This window comes from Pseudomonas sp. R1-1 (genome assembly GCF_051132135.1).
In the GTDB taxonomy this organism is placed as follows: Bacteria; Pseudomonadota; Gammaproteobacteria; order Pseudomonadales; family Pseudomonadaceae; genus Aquipseudomonas.
Genome location: NZ_CP071663.1, coordinates 4413045 through 4431151, shown reverse-complemented (window position 1 = coordinate 4431151; position 18107 = coordinate 4413045). Strand labels below are relative to the sequence as shown.

Genomic DNA, 18107 nt, shown 5'->3' with positions numbered 1-18107 from the left:
TCGCTTAAAGATTAAAAAGCTCTGTGCTTATTCCAGTTTCTTGAAAAGCTGACTGCCGCATCGCGAACAGAACGCGGCGCTCTGTTCGTGGCTCTTTTTCTGACACCCCGGGCAGTCATGTTGCAGCTGTTCGCCGCGCATGGCGTTGGCCAGTTCCGCGGTGAAAATCCCGGTAGGCACGGCGATGATCGAGTAACCGGTGATCATCACCAGCGACGAAATCACCTGGCCCAGCGGCGTCTTCGGCACGATATCGCCGAAGCCCACGGTGGTCAGCGTGACGATTGCCCAATAGATGCCTTTGGGGATGCTGGTAAAACCGTGTTCCGGGCCTTCGATCACATACATCAGCGTGCCGAACACAGTGACCAACGTGCAGACGCTGACCAGAAACACGACGATTTTCTGTTTGCTGCCGCGCAGCGCCGACATCAAATAATTGGCTTGCTTGAGGTACGGGCTGAGTTTGAGCACGCGGAAAATCCGCAGCATCCGAATGATGCGGATGATCAGCAAATACTGCGCATCGCTGTAATACAGGGCGAGAATCCCCGGCACGATCGCCAGCAGATCCACCAGCCCGTAAAAGCTGAAGGCATAGCGCAGCGGTTTCGGCGAGCAGTACAGACGCAGGATGTATTCGCCGAGAAAGATCGCCGTGAAGCCCCACTCGATGTAGGCCAAAAGGTCCGCGTAATTACGGTGAACGCTGTCGATGCTGTCGAGCATCACGATCACCAGGCTGGCGAGGATGATCAACAGCAGGATGCCGTCGAAGCGACGCCCGGCCGGGGTGTCGCTCTGGAAAATCATGACGTAAAGCCGTTCGCGCCAATTGTTGCTGCTGTCCATGGATAACGCCTGAATCGAAGATCAGCGCAGCCTAGGGTGATTCTCCCGGTGAGCGCAAGGCTCCTGCGCAAACGACGCTTTACCAAACATCTGCATGCCGGCGTGGATCAGCCAGCCGGCGAGGATGAACGGCGCGGTCAGCGTCGCGAGCCCGGCGGCGGCAAACAGCGGCGTCACCAGCAGCGCCAGGACGATGCCAACCAGCGGCAGCCACGGATATTGGCGTTGCGCAGAGAAGGCGAGGGCGGCGAGCACAGCGTTGTAACTGCCCAGGCCCAGCAGTGCGGTAGCGGGTTCATGCTGCAGCAGGCTGGAAGCGAGGCCGAGCGCCGAAGCCAGCAGCGCCCAGCAGAACCCACGGCGATCGGCAAGCAGCAAGCCGCAGGCAATCAAACCACCGGCCAATGGATGGTCGAGGAACATGACCTGGCCGAATCCTCTCAGTTCAGCGGCCAGCACATTTGCCGTGTGCAGATCGATGGACGCGCTGGGCGCGGAAGGTTCGGCGAATAACAGCAAGACCCAACTCAAGGCAACAAACGGTGAGGTATAGGCCGGTATCGCCCGGCTGCGGTAGACGCGTTTGAGCCATTGCTGGGTGATCATCGCACTGAGGCCGCCGGCAGCCAGAATCAGCGGTGGCAACAGTGGCGACCAAGGGAAATACAGGCTCAGCAGCAAACCGAGCAACACGCCGTTGTAGCTGAACAAGCCGGCCTGGCGATCGGCTTTGGCGTAATTGCGCCGCTGCGCGGTGAGCAAACCGGCGACGCCACCGAGCAGCGCCCCGGCGAACAGCACCGGCGCTGTCAGCAGGATCGCCAACAGGCACAGCAGGCCGCACAGCGGATGACGCTGAAGAAGAATCTGACTGAAACCGTTGAGCAAAGCCTCGGCCCAGTCGGGGCAGTGGGTGTTGAAGTGATTGGCAGGCATGGCAGTTCTGAAGTCAGGGGAACCGAGGCGCCTGCATCGCCAGCAGGCTGGCTCCCTCATGGATCTGCGTCCAATCTTGATTGCGTGATCGACACGCAACCCTGTGGGAGCCAGCCTGCTGGCGATGAGGCCGGCACAGGCGCTAAATCAACGTCTCAATGCGCAGCGAGTTGGTCGACCCCGGCTGGCCAAACGGCACGCCGGCAGTGATCAGCAAGGTGTCGCCACGCTCGGCCATGCCTTGTGCCTGGGCGATTTCCAGCGCGGTCGAGCAGACTTCGTCGACTTGGCGCAGGCGATCGTTGACCACCGAATGAATCCCCCACGCCACGCTCAAGCGCCGGGCCGTCTGCAGGTTCGGCGTCAGGTTGAGGATCGGCGCTTTCGGACGTTCCCGTGATGCGCGCAGCGTCGAGGCGCCCGACTCGCTGTAGTTGACCAGCACCGCCACCGGCAGCACGTTGCTGATCCGGCGGATCGCGCAGCTGATCGCATCGGACACCGTTGCCTCGGCTTTTGGCCGGCTGACGTCGAGCTGGGTCTGGTAATCCGGGCCGTTTTCCACCTGGCGGATGATCTTGCTCATCATCTGCACCGCTTCCAATGGGTACTCGCCAGAGGCGGTTTCCGCCGAGAGCATCACCGCATCAGCGCCTTCGGCCACGGCGTTGGCGACGTCGGTGACTTCGGCGCGGGTCGGCGCAGGGGAGAAGCGCATCGACTCGAGCATCTGCGTCGCCACCACCACCGGTTTGCCGAGCGCGCGGCAGGTGGTGATGATGTTTTTCTGAATCTGCGGCACGCTCTCGGCCGGCACTTCGACGCCGAGGTCACCGCGAGCGACCATGATCGCGTCGCTCAGCGCAGCGATTTCACGCAATTGCTCAACCGCCGACGGCTTCTCGATCTTCGCCATCAGAAAGGCTTTGTCGCCGATCAGCGCACGTGCCTCGACGATGTCTTGTGGACGTTGCACGAACGACAGCGCGACCCAGTCCACACCCAGCTCCAGACCGAAGCTCAAGTCGCGGCGATCCTTGGCGGTCAGCGGGCTGAGGTCGAGCACCGCTTGCGGCACGTTCACGCCTTTGCGGTCGGACAGTTCGCCGCCGTTGAGAACCGTCGTGTCGATCGCGTCGGCGTATTTAGTGACCACGCGCAGACGCAGCTTGCCGTCGTCGAGCAGCAAATCCATACCGGCTTCCAGTGCCGCAATGATCTCTGGATGCGGCAGGTTCACCCGGCGCTCATCGCCCGGTGTCGCGTCGAGATCGAGACGGAACGCCTGACCGCGATGCAACTGCACCTTGCCGTCGGCGAACTTGCCGACCCGCAGTTTCGGCCCCTGCAGGTCCATCAGGATGCCCAGCGGGTAATTGAGCTGGCGCTCGACTTCGCGGATCCACTGGTAGCGCTTGGCATGGTCGGCGTGATCGCCGTGGCTGAAATTCAGCCGGAAGATATTCACCCCGGCCTCGACCAGTTCACGGATATCGTCGATGCCATCCACCGCAGGCCCGAGGGTGGCGAGGATTTTGACCTTTTTATCAGGCGTCATGATTTGCAGTTCTCAAGGATCAGGATGGCGCGGAAGTCGTTGACGTTGGTGCGGGTCGGCTCGGTGACGATCAACGCGTCGAGCGCCTGGAAGTAGCCGTAACCGTTGTTGTTATCCAGCTCGTCGCTGGCGCTTAAGCCCAGGGCCGCGGCGCGGGCGTAGCTGTCCGGGGTCATGATCGCGCCGGCGTTGTCTTCCGAACCGTCGATGCCGTCGGTGTCACCGGCCAGCGCGTAAACGCCGGGTTGGCCTTTGAGGTTGTCGGTGAGGCTCAAGAGGAATTCGGCGTTGCGTCCGCCGCGGCCATTGCCACGCACGGTCACGGTGGTTTCGCCGCCGGAGAGAATCACGCACGGCGCCGCCAGTGGCTGGCCGTGGTTGATGATTTGCCGAGCGATGCCGGCGTGGACTTTCGCTACCTCGCGGGATTCGCCTTCGAGATCACCCAGAATCAACGTACTGAAACCGGCCTGACGGCATTTCACCGCGGCGGCATCCAGCGATTGTTGCGGGCGGGCGATCAACTGGAAGTGACTGCGCGCCAGGCTCGGGTCGCCGGGTTTGACGGTTTCCGACTCGGGGCTTTGCAGCCAGTTGCGCACCGAGGCCGGAATGTCGATGCCGTAGCGCTTGATGATCGCCAGGGCTTCGGCGCTGGTGCTCGGGTCGGCCACGGTCGGGCCGGAGGCGATGACGGTGGCGAGGTCGCCGGGTACATCGGAAATCGCGTAGGTGTAAACCGTCGCCGGCCAGCAGGCCTTGCCGAGCCGGCCGCCCTTGATCGCCGAGAGGTGCTTGCGCACGCAGTTCATCTCGCCGATGGTCGCGCCGGATTTGAGCAGGGCTTTGTTGATCGACTGCTTGTCGGCGAGGGTGATGCCCTCAGCCGGCAGGGCGAGCAGGGCAGAGCCGCCGCCGGAGAGCAGAAAGATCACGCGGTCGTCTTCGGTCAGGTTGCTGACCATTTCCAGCACGCGTTTGGCCACGGCCAGACCGGCCGCGTCCGGCACCGGATGCGCAGCTTCGACCACTTCGATTTTCTCGCACGGGGCGCCGTGACCGTAGCGGGTCACCACCAGACCGGACACTTCTCCCTGCCAGCAGCGCTCGACCACTTGCGCCATGGCGGCAGCGGCTTTGCCGGCACCGATGACAATCACCCGACCACTGCGATCGGCAGGCAAATAGGCTTCGAGGACCTGGTTCGGATGGGCCGCGTCGATGGCTGTGGCAAACAGCTCGCGCAGCAGTTGTTGCGGATCGACCGACATGGCGGGCTCCCGGAATTCTTGTTATTCGAAAGGACAGCCTGTAACCCTGTGGGAGCTAGCCTGCTAGCGATTTAGGCGGCGCGGTCTATCAGACTCACCGCGTCGATTCCATCGCCAGCAGGCTGGCTCCCACAGGTTTGCTGCAGGATGGGGCAGGTCTTATTTTTTGTCGCGAATCGAGAAATTGGCCATGTGTTCCAGGCCCTTGATCAGCGCCGAGTGGTCCCAGTTGCTGCCTCCGATGGCCGCGCAGGTGCTGAACACTTGCTGGGCGTTGGCGGTGTTCGGCAGGTTGATGTTCAGCTCCTTGGCGCCTTGCAGGGCCAGGTTCAGGTCTTTCTGGTGCAGGCTGATGCGGAAGCCCGGATCGAAGGTGCCTTTGATCATGCGCTCGCCGTGCACTTCAAGAATCTTCGAGGAGGCGAAACCACCCATCAGCGCTTCACGCACCTTGGCTGGATCGGCACCGTTTTTCGAGGCGAACAGCAGCGCTTCAGCGACCGCCTGAATGTTCAGCGCCACGATGATCTGGTTGGCGACCTTGGCGGTCTGGCCGTCGCCATTGCCACCGACCAGGGTGATGTTCTTGCCCATGGCCTGGAACAGCGGCAGAGCGCGTTCGAAGGCATCGGCGTCGCCACCGACCATGATGCTCAGGGTCGCGGCTTTGGCGCCGACTTCACCGCCGGACACTGGCGCGTCGAGGTACTGCGCGCCTTTTTCGTTGATCTTCGCCGCGAACGCTTTGGTCGCGGTGGGCGAGATAGAGCTCATGTCGATGACGACTTTGCCTTTGCCGATACCGGCGGCAACGCCGTCAGCACGGAACAGCACGTCATCGACCTGCGGGGTGTCCGGAACCATGACGACGATGAACTCAGCTTCCTGCGCCACTTCGCGCGGATTGGCCAGCGCAACGGCACCTGCGGCGACGAGGTCGGCCGGCGCGGCGTCGTGGTGTTGCGACAGGAAGAGACTGTGACCGGCTTTCTGCAGGTTCGCCGCCATTGGGTGGCCCATGATGCCGGTGCCGATGAATCCGATTTTAGCCATGAGAAATTCCTCTTGTTTTTATTGCTGCTTCAAGCAAAAAGGGAGCTGCTTTTAATGTGGGAGCGAGCCTGCTCGCGAATGCGGTTTGCCAGGCAATGTTGATGTTGAATGTGCCGGCCTCTTCGCGAGCAGGCTCGCTCCTACAGGGATTTGCTGTGTTTCTTAGATTGCGTTGTGGGTCTTGAGCCAGCCGAGGCCAGCCTCGGTAGTGGTCAGCGGCTTGTACTCGCAACCCACCCAACCCTGATAACCGATGCGATCGAGGTGTTCGAACAGGAAGCGGTAGTTGATCTCGCCGGTGCCCGGTTCATTACGCCCGGGGTTGTCCGCGAGCTGCACATGGTTGATCTCGCCCAGGTGCGATTGCAGGGTGCGGGCCAGATCGCCTTCCATGATTTGCATGTGATAGATGTCGTATTGCAGGAACAGATTGGCGCTGCCGACCTGTTCGCGAATCGACAGGGCCTGCGCCGTGTTGTTCAGGTAGAAGCCGGGAATGTCGCGGGTGTTGATCGCTTCCATCACCAGTTTGATGCCCACCGCTTGCAGCTTGTCGGCGGCGTATTTGAGGTTGGCGACGAAGGTCTTCTCCACGGTGGCATCGTCGACGCCCTGCGGACGGATACCGGCCAGACAGTTGATCTGGGTGTTGCCGAGTACTTGCGCATAGGCAATCGCCAGATCGACCCCGGCGCGGAACTCTTCAACCCGATCCGGCAGGCACGCAATTCCGCGCTCACCCTTGGCCCAGTCACCGGCCGGCAGGTTGAACAGCACTTGGGTCAGACGGTTGGCATCGAGTTTTGCCTTGATTTCAGCCGAGCTGAAGTCGTACGGGAACAGGTATTCCACACCACTGAAACCGGCCTTGGCGGCGGCGTCGAAACGGGCAAGGAAATCCTGTTCGGTGAACAGCATGGACAGGTTGGCTGCGAAACGCGGCATGGTGGTCTCCCGTTCTAGATTCTCGTTCCCACGCTCTGCGTGGGAATGCCTCAATGGACGCTCTGCGTCCGCTTTGGGACGCAGAGCGTCCCGGGCTGCATTCCCACGCAGAGCGTGGGAACGATCAGCTGTCAGCAGTCAGTCAAGCAACGAAATCGCCGTCGGCGCGTCATTGCCGACCAGTGCCAGGTCTTCAAACTCGTTGACCGCATTGATCTCGGTGCCCATGGAGATGTTGGTCACACGCTCCAGAATGATCTCGACGATCACCGGCACCTTGAACTCTTCGATCATCTGTTCGGCCTTGCGCAGGGCCGGGGCGATTTCCGCTGGTTCGAATACCCGCAGCGCTTTACAGCCCAGGCCTTCGGCAACTGCGATGTGGTCAACCCCGTAACCATTGAGTTCCGGTGCGTTGAGGTTATCGAAGGACAGCTGCACGCAGTAGTCCATTTCGAACCCGCGCTGGGCCTGACGGATAAGGCCCAGGTACGAGTTGTTCACCACGACATGGATGTACGGCAGTTTGAACTGAGCGCCGACCGCCAGTTCTTCGATCATGAACTGGAAATCATAGTCCCCCGACAGGGCCACGACTTTCCGGTTCGGATCGGCCTTGACCACGCCCAGCGCGGCCGGAATGGTCCAGCCCAGCGGGCCGGCCTGACCACAGTTGATCCAGTGACGCGGCTTGTAGACGTGCAGGAACTGCGCGCCGGCAATCTGCGACAGACCAATGGTGCTGACGTAGCAGGTGTCCTTGCCGAACACCTGGTTCATTTCTTCGTAAACGCGCTGCGGCTTGACCGGCACGTTGTCGAAGTGGGTCTTGCGATGCAGGCTGGCCTTGCGCTGCTGGCAATCCTGCAGCCACGCGCTGCGGTTTTTCAGCTTGCCGGCGGCTTGCCATTCACGGGCCACTTCGATGAACACGGTCAGTGCAGCGGCGGCGTCGGAAACGATGCCCAGATCCGGCGTGAACACGCGGCCGATCTGCGTGCCTTCGATGTCGACGTGAATGAACTTGCGGCCTTCGGTGTAGACGTCGACCGAACCGGTGTGACGGTTGGCCCAACGGTTACCGATACCCAGCACCACGTCGGATTTGAGCATGGTCGCGTTGCCGTAGCGGTGCGATGTCTGCAGACCGACCATGCCGACCATCAGCGGGTGATCGTCGGGAATGGTGCCCCAGCCCATCAGGGTCGGGATGACCGGAATACCGGTCAGCTCGGCGAACTCCACCAGCAGATCGCTGGCATCGGCGTTGATGATGCCACCACCAGCGACCAGCAATGGACGCTCGGCTTGATCAAGCAAAGCCAAAGCCTTCTCGACCTGCACGCGGGTCGCGGTCGGTTTGGCCAATGGCAGCGGCTGATAAGCGTCGATGTCGAATTCGATCTCGGCCATCTGCACATCGAATGGCAGATCGATCAGCACCGGGCCTGGGCGGCCGGAGCGCATTTCATAGAAGGCTTTCTGGAACGCGTAGGGCACCTGGCCCGGTTCGAGAACGGTGGTCGCCCACTTGGTCACTGGCTTGACGATGCTGGTGATGTCGACAGCCTGGAAGTCTTCCTTGTGCATACGGGCGCGGGGTGCCTGACCGGTGATGCAAAGGATTGGAATCGAGTCGGCCGAGGCGCTGTAGAGCCCGGTGACCATGTCGGTACCGGCCGGGCCGGACGTGCCGATGCATACGCCGATATTGCCGGCCTTGGTGCGGGTGTAGCCCTCGGCCATGTGCGAGGCGCCTTCAACGTGGCGAGCAAGGACGTGATCGATGCCACCGACCTTCTGCAAGGCGGAGTACAGCGGGTTGATCGCTGCGCCCGGGATGCCAAAAGCGGTATCAACCCCTTCACGGCGCATCACCAGAACGGCGGCTTCGATTGCTCTCATTTTGCTCATGGTTTTGTGCCTCTTTACGTTTTGTAATTGTATACAAGTGGCTTTGCGCAGAGTGTATTCACGGCGGACGGCGCAGGTCAATCCATTTTCTCAAGCGCCTGTTTCATTTGTCGGAAGCCCGTCTGAGTGTGGCTTTTCGTCGCATGTGGCGCTTTTCGAGAATTATTGTATACAAAAAAATAACTAATTGTGTTCTATTTGTGGCGTCGGGCTGCGGCTGAAACGCGCAGTCTCACGACTTTCCCTATAACAAAATGAGGACGGCACCATGAGCGCTTTAACCTTGAAAGTCGCAGTCAACCTGGTCAGCGAAGCCATCAACGCCGGGCGCGGCATCAACGCCGCACCGCTGACCATCGCGGTACTCGATACCGGCGGCCACCTGATCGCCCTGCAACGCGAAGACGGCGCCAGCCTGCTGCGCCCCAATATCGCCATCGGCAAAGCCTGGGGCGCCATCGCCCTCGGTAAGGGTTCACGCCTGCTGGCACAAGACGCCCAACAACGCCCGGCCTTCATTGCCGCCCTCAACAGCATGGGCCAGGGCAGCGTCGTCCCGGCACCGGGCGGGGTGTTGATTCGGGATCAGGCGGGTGTGGTGCTGGGGGCGATCGGGATCAGCGGCGATTTGTCGGATGTGGATGAGCAGGTGGCGATCAAAGCGGTGGAGGCGCTGGATTTGAGGGCGGATGGTGGGGTGGTGGCCTGAACGGCAGTGTCTGAATAACCGCTTTCGCGAGCAGGCTCGCTCCCACACTGGATCCGGGTCGGACACAAATTGTCTGAACCCCTAAAATCCCCTGTGGGAGCGAGCCTGCTCGCGAATACGATCTTCGCTACACATCTTGCTAAAACCTTGACGATCCCTTCGCCATTTCCCCGGCTAGCCTTTTCAGAGTCAACCTATGAGAAGGCAACGGAATGCCGGGTCTATCTGCTTCACATCGCTTGCGCATCGGGCGCTACTCAGAACACAACCGCATTTACCTTCTGACTGCCAATACCGCCGGAAGGGAACCCGTGTTCAACGATTTTTTCCTTGGCAGATTACTTGTCAGGCAACTGCGGACGGCTGAAGAAATAGGGTTGGCCCATTCCCTTGCCTGGGTCGTTATGCCAGATCATTTTCATTGGCTGATTGAATTGAAGGCAGGCTCGCTCGGCGAGTTGATGCAGCGAACCAAATCCCTAAGCACCAAAGCGGTAAAGCTTTCGACCGGTCGAAAGGCGAGCCTTTGGCAACCTGGCTACCATGATCGGGCACTGCGTAAAGAGGAGAATCTGGTGAAGATGGCGCAGTATGTCATTGCCAACCCATTGCGGGCCGGGCTGGTCGAACGCCTTGGTGACTATCCGTTGTGGGATTCGATTTGGTTATGAGTCGAGGTTTGAGTTGCCGCCATTCGCGAGCAGGCTCGCTCCCACAGGGACGTTGTTAACACCACAGATCCAATGTGGGAGTGAGCCTGCTCGCGATAGTGTCGCTACGGTCTATCAGTCCGGCTTACACCCCTTCAACACCAACCGGATAATCGTCTGCGCGGCCGCTTCATAATCGGCCTCATCCAGCTTGTCCTTGCCGGTGACCGCAGAAATCTGCCAGTCGAAGTCGGCGTAGGTCTGGGTGGCGGCCCAGATGCTGAACATCAGGTGATTGGGATCGATCGGGGCGATCTGGCCGCGGTCGATCCAGCTCTGGATGCAGGCGATGTTGTGCTTGGCCTGGGCATTCAGTTGTTCGACCAGGTCGGCGTTCAGGTGCGGAGCGCCGTGCATGATTTCGCTGGCGAACACCTTGGAGGCGAAGGGCAGGTCGCGGGAGATGCGGATCTTCGAGCGGATGTAGCCGCTGAGCACTTCGCTCGGCACGCCGTCCGGGTTGAACGGTGTCGAGGCCTGCAGAATCGGCTCGATGATGCTTTCCAGCACCTCGCGGTAGAGGTTTTCCTTGGATTTGAAGTAGTAGTAGACGTTGGGCTTGGGCAATCCCGCCTTGGCGGCGATGTCGCTGGTTTTGGTCGCCGCGAAGCCCTTGTCGGCAAACTCCTCGCTGGCGGCACGCAGGATCAGTTCTTTGTTGCGCTCGCGGATTGTGCTCATAAACCAGGTGGTTCCTTGCCTGTTCTGGCGGTTGCGCATGGTAGCACCGGCCTCGCGCGGCGCTCAACAATGCACCACGCGGCCTGCGGTCGCGTTATGCTTCGCAACATTAATACACAGAAGGAAACAGGATTCATGGCAGGAAGCAGTTTGCTGGTGCTGATCGACGACATCGCCACCGTTCTGGATGACGTGGCGTTGATGACCAAAATGGCCGCCAAGAAGACTGCCGGCGTGCTCGGTGACGATCTGGCGCTCAATGCCCAGCAGGTCTCCGGTGTGCGTGCCGAGCGCGAGATTCCCGTGGTCTGGGCGGTGGCCAAGGGCTCGTTCGTCAACAAACTGATCCTGGTGCCGTCGGCGCTGGCGATCAGTGCGTTCGTGCCGTGGCTGGTCACGCCGTTGTTGATGGTCGGCGGTGCCTATCTGTGCTTCGAGGGGTTTGAAAAACTCGCCCACAAGTTTCTGCACAGCAAAGAAGAAGACGAAGCCGGGCATGCGCAGCTGACCGAGGCCGTCGCCGACCCGGCAACCGATCTGGTGGCCTATGAGAAGGACAAGATCAAAGGCGCGATCCGCACCGACTTTATCCTCTCGGCAGAGATCATCGCGATCACCCTCGGTACCGTGGCAGATGCTTCGCTGACTCAGCAGGTGGTTGTCATGTCCGGCATTGCCATCGTCATGACCGTGGGCGTTTACGGGCTGGTGGCGGGTATCGTCAAACTCGATGACCTGGGTCTATGGTTGACGCAAAAGCCCGGGCAGTTCGCAAAAAAAACCGGCAGCGTCATCCTCAGCGCCGCGCCGTACATGATGAAAACCCTGTCGGTGGTCGGCACAGCGGCGATGTTCCTGGTCGGCGGCGGCATCCTCACCCATGGCGTGCCGGTGGTGCATCACTGGATCGAAGGCGTCGGTGCGGCGGCAGGGAGCGCCGGGTTCGCCGTGCCGATGCTGCTCAATGGTGTTGCGGGGATCATTGCTGGCGCGGTGGTGTTACTCGGTGTGACTCTGATTGGCAAACTGTGGAAGGCTGTGCGGGCATAAGGAGCCCGCGCGTGATCATGCCGGGACGCTGGCGCTCTGCAGCAAGTGGTTCCACAGGTAGTGCGCGACGGCTTCGTCGGTGTGCGGGCCAATGATCTCGGCGGCGGGAAGCGCCTGGATCAGCCCGGCATGCGCGTTGCCCATGAGCACACCTTTGCCGACGCCGGACAACATGTCGGCGTCGTTCAAGCCGTCGCCGAACGCGATGCAGGCCTGGATGGGCACGTTGAGGAAGTCGGCAAGCTGTCTCAAGGCCTTACCCTTGGAGACGTCTCGGGTCATGACCTCCAGACACCATGGGAAGGTGAATACAGTGCTGATCTGCTCGCCCAGCAGCTCATTCAGCCGTGTCTGCAACCTTAGCAGGGCGGCGTGATCCTTGTTTCGCTGAAAGAAGAACACTTTCTGTACCGACCTCAGCGGCAGGCTTCCGGGCGCGCAGAGCACCGGTTGAAACGCTGGATTCTGGCTGAAGTCCTTGAGGTTTTCATCTTCGCGGCTCATCAACCAGATGGACTGGCAGTAAAGGTTGATGGTCAGATCCGCGTCTCCCCGCGTTTCCCCCAGCAGTATCTGGACGACGCTCGCCGGTAACTCTTCGCTCAGTGCAAGCCCACCGCAGGCGCTGGAGATGCGCGCACCGTTGGATGTAATCAAATGAACCGGCAGCGACTGACTGCCGAGCAACGACTCGACGTCTGTCTGGTGTCGACCGGTAGCCAGCACAATGTGGTGGCCGGCGTGGTGCAGGCTTTGAATCACGCTTTTGGTAAAGCTACCGAACGTATCGCCTGGCAGCAGCAGCGTGCCGTCCAGGTCAGAGGCAATTAGCAAATACATGGAGACTCCTCAGAAGGGATCGCCCGCTCACCGGCCGCCGCCTACGCAGGCAACCGAGCGGCGCCGAAGGCTACTGGATTTCGAGCAGTTGCAGCGATTGCGCTTTGGTGAAGGTCATCCGTTCTTCCAGGCGCAGATTGTCCTTTTCGTAGAAGATGCTCATGTCGGCATGCTTCTGCGGGACCGGGACGATGCGCTCGATCAGCGGCAAAGTATCCACCAGCAACTGCCGCGCGTAGCCCATCGCGCGGGTATAGGTGTCGATCACTTCTTCGAACTCGGGATAGATGTTGAAGGCCACCTGATTGAGGATCGGCCCTTCGTCGATGTCCTCGCTGATCTCGTGCAACGTCGCGCCATGCATCCGTTCGCCATTCTTCAGTGCCCAGTTGACCGGTCGTACGCCCCGGTATTTCGGCAGGTAGGAAAGGTGCAGGTTGATGATTTTCGCGCAGCAGTCGATGTAGCGCTTGGGCAAAATCCGCTTGTGGAATATCACCAGGCAGATGTCACAAGCGAACGTGCCGTCGGTATAACCGGGCAAGTCTTCGATCAAGCCGCTTTCGACCACCTCGATGCCGTGCTCCCGGCAATACTGGATCAATGTACGTTCAGTGCTGACCGGCTCGAAAGGATCGGCCACCACGTACGACACCGTATGGAGAGGTGACGCGTTGAAATACTCACAGGCGAAAATCGCCAGTTCGCCCTTGCCGCAAATCACGACCGTCTTAAGCGAGTTCAATGGCGTTCTCCTCAGGTTGGCTGCTGGTTTGCTTGTGTGATGCCAGATTCTGCATCACGCCAGCCAGGGCCTGGATCAATCTGGCGTTTTCATCAGGCGTACGGCAGGAAATCCGGAAATATTTATCGGAATCATCATTGCGCTTGCCCGAGCACTCCTTGATGTAAATGTGATGCTTGTCCAGCAACAATCGAGAAATGGTCTGGGCGTCGGCGTAACGAGTCTTGCAGTAAATGAAGTTAGCTTCGGTCGCGAAGCCGCAGATGCCGTCGATCGCGTTCAGCGTCTGTTGGAACGCTTGAGTATCGCTGATCACTTGTCGGCAGCTGGCCAGGTATTCCTGTTGATACTGCGGTAGATGCAGCAGGAATTCTTCGGCGAAACCATTGATGTTCCAGATCGGCAGCAGCGAGTTGATCAGCGCCATCAAGGTCCGGTTGGCACTGGCCACATATCCGATGCGAATCCCGCCGATTCCGAACGTTTTGCTCATGCTGCGAATCACCACCAGGTTGGGATGATCATCAAGCACGTTGAGCATGGTGCTGCTGGCGTGGTTGGAGAAATCGAGGAACGACTCATCGACGATCAGCGAGATGTCCAGTTCCAGCAACTCAGCGGCCAGCGATGCCAGGGCCGAGGCGGGCGTCAGGGCGCCGGTCGGGTTGTTGGGCGACTCGATGATCACAACTTCGGGGCGCTGCTGCCGGCAGCTGGCAAGTAACGCTTCGATGTCGATAGCGAAGTCATCCTGCTCGCGCGTGTGGTGGCAGAGCGTGCGTTGCTCACCGAACACGTTCGCATATTCATTGAAGGACGGCACGGTCACCAACGCGTTGCCGGAATAAACGGACGGCAGCAATTTAATGATTTCCGCCGCGCCATTGGCGATACACAGGTGCCTTGCGGGAACACCCAGGAACTCGCTGAGCGACTCTTCCATCAGCTTTCTGCCGCCTGGGTAGTTCAGCAGAATGTGATCGAAGTTGTCCTTGATCTTGTTTTTCATCTGCTGCGGCGGAAAGTGGAAGTTGTAGATCAGGGCGAAATCCAGCATCGGGTAGCGCCAGTAACCGCCATGGCGGTTTTGCACGAAGTCCAGGCGATCGCCACTGGAAATGTAATTGCAGACCGTGAGGTCGTAATGATTGTCGACCTCATACCATTCGGTCGTCGGCACGATGACTGTCTGAATATCCCATTTGCCTTCCAGTGAGGCTTTTTTGAAGACGTCCTCGTAATAGGCGTTCAGGTTGTCTTCGCGCACGTTACTGGCAAGTTGTTTTTTGATGTGCTCGGCGAAGGGGGCTGTCCCGACCTGGTACAGATTCACTGTTTTGTATTGTCCGGCCTGCGCCTGATGACCGACGTCCTTGGTTGAGCCAAAACCCTGCAAGTGTTCGCCGTCGAGCACCGCGTAGGTGCCCTCCATGTTGTTGCCGAGCGGGGACACCAGGGCGATCAGATCCCCGGATTTTTGCACGAGCTGTTGCAGGCTGGAGGCCGAAAAATAAATGTCGCCCTCGATGATCAGTGTGTTCGGCGTAATGTGCTCGCGGGCCAGATACAGCGAGTAGATGTTGTTGGTCGTGGCCCAGTCCGGGTTGCTGACGAATTCGAAGGTGATCGCGGTGTCCATCGCCCGAAGATGAGCAGTTATGGTCTCGGACTGATAGCCCACCACCACGACCACGCTGGTGACGCCCAGCGTTTCAAGGTTGTTCAAGGCATTGTCGATGAATGCGATATTGTTGGTTTTTACCAGCGGCTTGGGCGTGTGACGCGTGCGTTTGCCCAAGCGACTTCCACGCCCGGCGCAGAGAATGATGGCTGTCTGATTGTTCATTGTAATTTCCTTATTTAATGAAAGATAAGTCCGGGCACCACGTGCTGATAGACCCATACGCCGTCGATCCTGCCGCGAAAGCTCTCCTCGCCACCGCTGTCGCCACCGGTCTTGATCCCGGCCCCGAGGCCGAAGGTATGGAAGTTTTCCAGCACCCGACCCTCACAGGTGACCGGATTGAGTTGCGCATTGGTGAGCAGCCCGAAGTCGTCGTGTTGCAGCTTCAGCGCCGTACCATCAACGTCCAGCAAGGGCACCAGCCCGGCCTGGTATCCGGTGCTGTGAATCAACAGGTCCGATTGCGCTATCTGGCTCAGCACCTGATCGGCAGCGGCATGCGCGATATCCACGATGTTCAGGTTGCGGATCAATCCTTGTTTGATCTTGCGGGCGAATTCGAACGAGTCGTAGCGCAGGCCCGAATAGCGGTTGACCCTTTGGCTCGCCTGGCAAATGTCAGCATCGACAAAGGGATAATCCTGCTCGCGGGCGGAGGCAGGGGAGTCGAAGAACAGTTTGAAATCGCGCTTGGTCAGCAGCGTGATGGTGCCCGGAAATCGCAGTTGCTCCACTAGCCGGATCACGCAAGATATTGCGCTGTGCGAAGAGCCGACGATGGCCACGTTGTCGTACTCGCCGCTTTGCAATGCCTGGTCATAGATGCCCTTGAGCAGCGCGTCCGAATTGATGTTGTGATGCGGGTGCTGCACGGTGGCTTGCTTGAGCCGACCACCGATGTTGAAGACGACTTTCTTGCACAACGCCTCTACCCGCTGGCCATCGATCAGGTAACTGACGCTGTAGAGGCCTTGCGAGGTCAGCTGAATTTCGCAGACCGTCGACTCGGTGGATATTTCGAAGCGTTTATAGAGGGATGGGTGCTGGGCAACGAAAGAGCCGATGTGTTCGAGGAAGCGCCCGACGTGGCGCAGTTCTACCGCCTCAGAACGCCGCTCGGAGAAATACGTCCATTCGGGTGTGCTCTGCAGGAAGCGGCTGAGGTCGTCCGTGCGTTCCTGGAATTTTTCCAGAAACACAACGCCGAGCGAGTTGGCGGTAATTCGGTATTGACCTATTTCGCCGCTGCCCAGCTTCCTGGATTTTTCGAGTATCAGGCAGCGCTGTATCTGTTCGTTCTGAATAAGATCAGGCAACAATGAGATATTAGCGGGTCCGGCACCACATAGGATGAGGTCATAAATTGGCGTATTCATGGTGTTGGCCTGATAGGTGAGAAGTTAAAGTTTTTTAATTTTTCCAAGCGAAAAAGTTTCGCGCCACCCTATTTGGCGCACAGGGTTGGAGTGTGAAAAGCTTCGCGTCAAATAATCAGTTATGCGCGCGCACCGGTTCCGATATTCACCACCGAAGTGCCTGTCTGATTAGAGCTGCCTTTACGTCGGAAGATGCCGATGAATATGGCCGTCATCAGGATGCTGGCAAGCGTCAGGAATATATAAAGTGCTGTTCCGCTGAGTTTCTGTACAAATACGCCGCCAACAATTGGCGCCAAAGAAAAACCGATGCTGTATAAGGAGGCCGCGCCAAAGTAAGCGCCACGCAAATTAGGCGGGGCCAGGCTATCGACAAACATATTGATGCATGGAAACAGCAAAGTCTGGCTCATGCTCATGATCAGCACTGCGCCGTACCACAACGGTTTTACATCATGAGAATGCGCGGCCAAGGCAAAACCGGCCTCACTGATAACCAGCAATGCCGAGCCCAGATAAATCTTGGTATTGAGCGATACCGACGACAGGGCGCTGGCAAGCGGCAATTGCAGGATGACGATCGTCGAGGCATGCAGCACGATCAGTGAAGCGAGAAAGGGCAGATAGCCCTCGAAAGCCAAGGCAGCCATCAGTTGCGGCAAGCTGGAGTCGAAACTGCCGAAGATGAACATCATGATGATGTTATTGATCACAAGCGCAAGAAACAGGCGGTCTTTTGCGAGTACGCCCATCGTACTTTTGAAGCTCGTGGTGTTGACCTCCTTGAGGCTCACGCCTTTGCCGAATACCAGCACGCTGACCAACAGCAGAACGTAGGAAAGCGTTACCAGCGCGAACGACAGCGAGTCTGCGGAGATGCCCAGTTTCAGGCCAAAATAGGGCCCGGTCGCCGCTCCGGCATTCAGGAAGAAGTAGCGCAGATGCATGGCGCGCTCGACCAGGGGCCGCGATTCGATGATGTCGCCAATAACCGTTTTGATCGGATTATTGACCAGCGCCCACGACAGGTTGGCAAGCAAAGTGCCTGCGATGTAGCCATAAGCGTTGCTACTGATGCCCAGTAGCAGATAAGACACTGCAGCGACGACACAACCCAGGACGATGATTTTCAAGCGGCCAATCTTGTCCGAGAGGTAGCCACTGTAAAAACTCACGATCGATGACAGGGCAATCGACAATGTCAGGATCAGACCGATAAATGTCGCGCTGAACCCAAAACGGGTATACAGCACGATCGAGATAAATGGCCACACCATCATTGATGTTGCGCGCGTGACGAAGGTGCCTATAAATAGTATCCAGATGAATAATGGCATCTCGGAAATGTATCGATTGACAGCGTTTTTTATTGAAGTAGGCATATTGAAAGCGGCCGCTGTTCAACCTGCCAATGGCAGGTTTATGGAGTTTGACCAATGCACTACCAGCATCACCCGCTCAGTATTTCATCCGCAGCTATTTGAAGACGCACAACGCGTTATGCCATTCGAGTGGCATGCTTAGTGTCTCTGTGGATGTACTACCGATAACGCGAGCGACTGGCTATGCGCACGTTTCGCTGAAAAATGGATAACAACGTCCGCAACTACTGAGCGCCTGCAATTGGCAGTCAGGGAAGTATGGAGATGGAGGGCGGCGCAGGACCGATATCATTCCTTGAGTATCGTTGAACACGTTATTGCTTCCTTGGCAGTGTTGAGGCGAGTCTACATAAGGTGTCACAAAATGTTAATAAAAAATTCACAATTAAATTTTTGTGTTC

At 58.7% G+C, this 18107-nt stretch carries 16 protein-coding genes; 3 read left to right on the top strand and 13 right to left on the bottom strand.

Annotation, left to right across the window (positions count from 1 at the left end; translation table 11 throughout):
- Positions 1-27 precede the first annotated feature (27 nt).
- The 7 genes from J3P75_RS19820 to gcl form a co-directional block, all read right to left on the bottom strand.
- Complete coding sequence (locus J3P75_RS19820; RefSeq protein ID WP_203421246.1) at positions 28-852, bottom strand: ion transporter; 825 nt, start codon at positions 850-852, stop codon at positions 28-30.
- Between the two features lie 21 nt (positions 853-873).
- Complete coding sequence (locus tag J3P75_RS19815; RefSeq protein WP_434707895.1) at positions 874-1788, bottom strand: urea transporter; 915 nt, start codon at positions 1786-1788, stop codon at positions 874-876.
- 142 nt (positions 1789-1930) lie between these two features.
- Positions 1931-3346, bottom strand: a complete 1416-nt coding sequence (gene pyk, locus J3P75_RS19810) for a pyruvate kinase (RefSeq protein ID WP_434707894.1) — start codon at positions 3344-3346, stop codon at positions 1931-1933.
- Positions 3343-4617: a glycerate kinase type-2 family protein gene (locus J3P75_RS19805; RefSeq protein ID WP_434707893.1), complete on the bottom strand. Its 1275-nt coding sequence runs from the start codon at positions 4615-4617 to the stop codon at positions 3343-3345. The genes pyk and J3P75_RS19805 overlap by 4 nt, the downstream gene beginning before the upstream one ends.
- A gap of 159 nt (positions 4618-4776) precedes the next feature.
- Positions 4777-5670, bottom strand: a complete 894-nt coding sequence (locus tag J3P75_RS19800; protein ID WP_434707892.1) for a 2-hydroxy-3-oxopropionate reductase — start codon at positions 5668-5670, stop codon at positions 4777-4779.
- Between the two features lie 162 nt (positions 5671-5832).
- The gene (gene hyi / locus J3P75_RS19795; RefSeq protein WP_434707891.1) at positions 5833-6615 is read right to left on the bottom strand and encodes a hydroxypyruvate isomerase; all 783 of its coding nucleotides are present in this window, start codon (positions 6613-6615) and stop codon (positions 5833-5835) included.
- 138 nt (positions 6616-6753) lie between these two features.
- Positions 6754-8529 (bottom strand): glyoxylate carboligase, encoded by a 1776-nt coding sequence (gene gcl, locus J3P75_RS19790; protein ID WP_208938202.1) that lies wholly within the window; start codon positions 8527-8529, stop codon positions 6754-6756.
- Positions 8530-8797: 268 nt separating this feature from the next.
- On the opposite strand from gcl, the gene J3P75_RS19785 reads away from it, so the two are divergent.
- Both J3P75_RS19785 and J3P75_RS19780 read left to right on the top strand, forming a co-directional pair.
- Entirely contained in the window at positions 8798-9238 is a 441-nt protein-coding gene (locus J3P75_RS19785; RefSeq protein ID WP_394598943.1) for a GlcG/HbpS family heme-binding protein, read from the top strand.
- A gap of 212 nt (positions 9239-9450) precedes the next feature.
- Entirely contained in the window at positions 9451-9909 is a 459-nt protein-coding gene (locus J3P75_RS19780) for an REP-associated tyrosine transposase (protein WP_434707890.1), read from the top strand.
- Between the two features lie 114 nt (positions 9910-10023).
- Here J3P75_RS19780 and J3P75_RS19775 read toward each other — a convergent pair whose 3' ends face one another.
- Positions 10024-10629, bottom strand: a complete 606-nt coding sequence (locus tag J3P75_RS19775) for a TetR/AcrR family transcriptional regulator (RefSeq protein ID WP_434707889.1) — start codon at positions 10627-10629, stop codon at positions 10024-10026.
- Between the two features lie 135 nt (positions 10630-10764).
- On the opposite strand from J3P75_RS19775, the gene J3P75_RS19770 reads away from it, so the two are divergent.
- Positions 10765-11679: a DUF808 domain-containing protein gene (locus tag J3P75_RS19770; RefSeq protein ID WP_434707888.1), complete on the top strand. Its 915-nt coding sequence runs from the start codon at positions 10765-10767 to the stop codon at positions 11677-11679.
- A 15-nt stretch (positions 11680-11694) separates the two neighbouring features.
- Here J3P75_RS19770 and J3P75_RS19765 read toward each other — a convergent pair whose 3' ends face one another.
- From J3P75_RS19765 to J3P75_RS19745, 5 genes are all read right to left on the bottom strand, one after another.
- Entirely contained in the window at positions 11695-12519 is an 825-nt protein-coding gene (locus J3P75_RS19765; protein WP_434707887.1) for a Cof-type HAD-IIB family hydrolase, read from the bottom strand.
- A 70-nt stretch (positions 12520-12589) separates the two neighbouring features.
- Entirely contained in the window at positions 12590-13264 is a 675-nt protein-coding gene (locus J3P75_RS19760) for a formyltransferase family protein (protein WP_434707886.1), read from the bottom strand.
- The gene (locus J3P75_RS19755) at positions 13251-15110 is read right to left on the bottom strand and encodes an aminotransferase class I/II-fold pyridoxal phosphate-dependent enzyme (protein WP_434707885.1); all 1860 of its coding nucleotides are present in this window, start codon (positions 15108-15110) and stop codon (positions 13251-13253) included. The genes J3P75_RS19760 and J3P75_RS19755 overlap by 14 nt, the downstream gene beginning before the upstream one ends.
- A gap of 14 nt (positions 15111-15124) precedes the next feature.
- Positions 15125-16324, bottom strand: a complete 1200-nt coding sequence (locus J3P75_RS19750) for a hypothetical protein (RefSeq protein WP_434707884.1) — start codon at positions 16322-16324, stop codon at positions 15125-15127.
- 119 nt (positions 16325-16443) lie between these two features.
- Complete coding sequence (locus tag J3P75_RS19745; RefSeq protein ID WP_434707883.1) at positions 16444-17661, bottom strand: MFS transporter; 1218 nt, start codon at positions 17659-17661, stop codon at positions 16444-16446.
- Positions 17662-18107 lie beyond the last annotated feature (446 nt).

Coding starts and splice junctions, on each gene's coding strand:
- J3P75_RS19820 (WP_203421246.1), bottom strand. CDS start 852: ATGGACAGCAGCAACAATTGGCGCGAACGGCTTTACGTCATGATTTTC.
- J3P75_RS19770 (WP_434707888.1), top strand. CDS start 10,765: ATGGCAGGAAGCAGTTTGCTGGTGCTGATCGACGACATCGCCACCGTT.
- J3P75_RS19785 (WP_394598943.1), top strand. CDS start 8,798: ATGAGCGCTTTAACCTTGAAAGTCGCAGTCAACCTGGTCAGCGAAGCC.
- pyk (WP_434707894.1), bottom strand. CDS start 3,346: ATGACGCCTGATAAAAAGGTCAAAATCCTCGCCACCCTCGGGCCTGCG.
- J3P75_RS19780 (WP_434707890.1), top strand. CDS start 9,451: ATGCCGGGTCTATCTGCTTCACATCGCTTGCGCATCGGGCGCTACTCA.
- J3P75_RS19775 (WP_434707889.1), bottom strand. CDS start 10,629: ATGAGCACAATCCGCGAGCGCAACAAAGAACTGATCCTGCGTGCCGCC.
- J3P75_RS19805 (WP_434707893.1), bottom strand. CDS start 4,617: ATGTCGGTCGATCCGCAACAACTGCTGCGCGAGCTGTTTGCCACAGCC.
- J3P75_RS19745 (WP_434707883.1), bottom strand. CDS start 17,661: ATGCCATTATTCATCTGGATACTATTTATAGGCACCTTCGTCACGCGC.
- J3P75_RS19765 (WP_434707887.1), bottom strand. CDS start 12,519: ATGTATTTGCTAATTGCCTCTGACCTGGACGGCACGCTGCTGCTGCCA.
- J3P75_RS19755 (WP_434707885.1), bottom strand. CDS start 15,110: ATGAACAATCAGACAGCCATCATTCTCTGCGCCGGGCGTGGAAGTCGC.
- gcl (WP_208938202.1), bottom strand. CDS start 8,529: ATGAGCAAAATGAGAGCAATCGAAGCCGCCGTTCTGGTGATGCGCCGT.
- J3P75_RS19750 (WP_434707884.1), bottom strand. CDS start 16,324: ATGAATACGCCAATTTATGACCTCATCCTATGTGGTGCCGGACCCGCT.
- J3P75_RS19815 (WP_434707895.1), bottom strand. CDS start 1,788: ATGCCTGCCAATCACTTCAACACCCACTGCCCCGACTGGGCCGAGGCT.
- hyi (WP_434707891.1), bottom strand. CDS start 6,615: ATGCCGCGTTTCGCAGCCAACCTGTCCATGCTGTTCACCGAACAGGAT.
- J3P75_RS19800 (WP_434707892.1), bottom strand. CDS start 5,670: ATGGCTAAAATCGGATTCATCGGCACCGGCATCATGGGCCACCCAATG.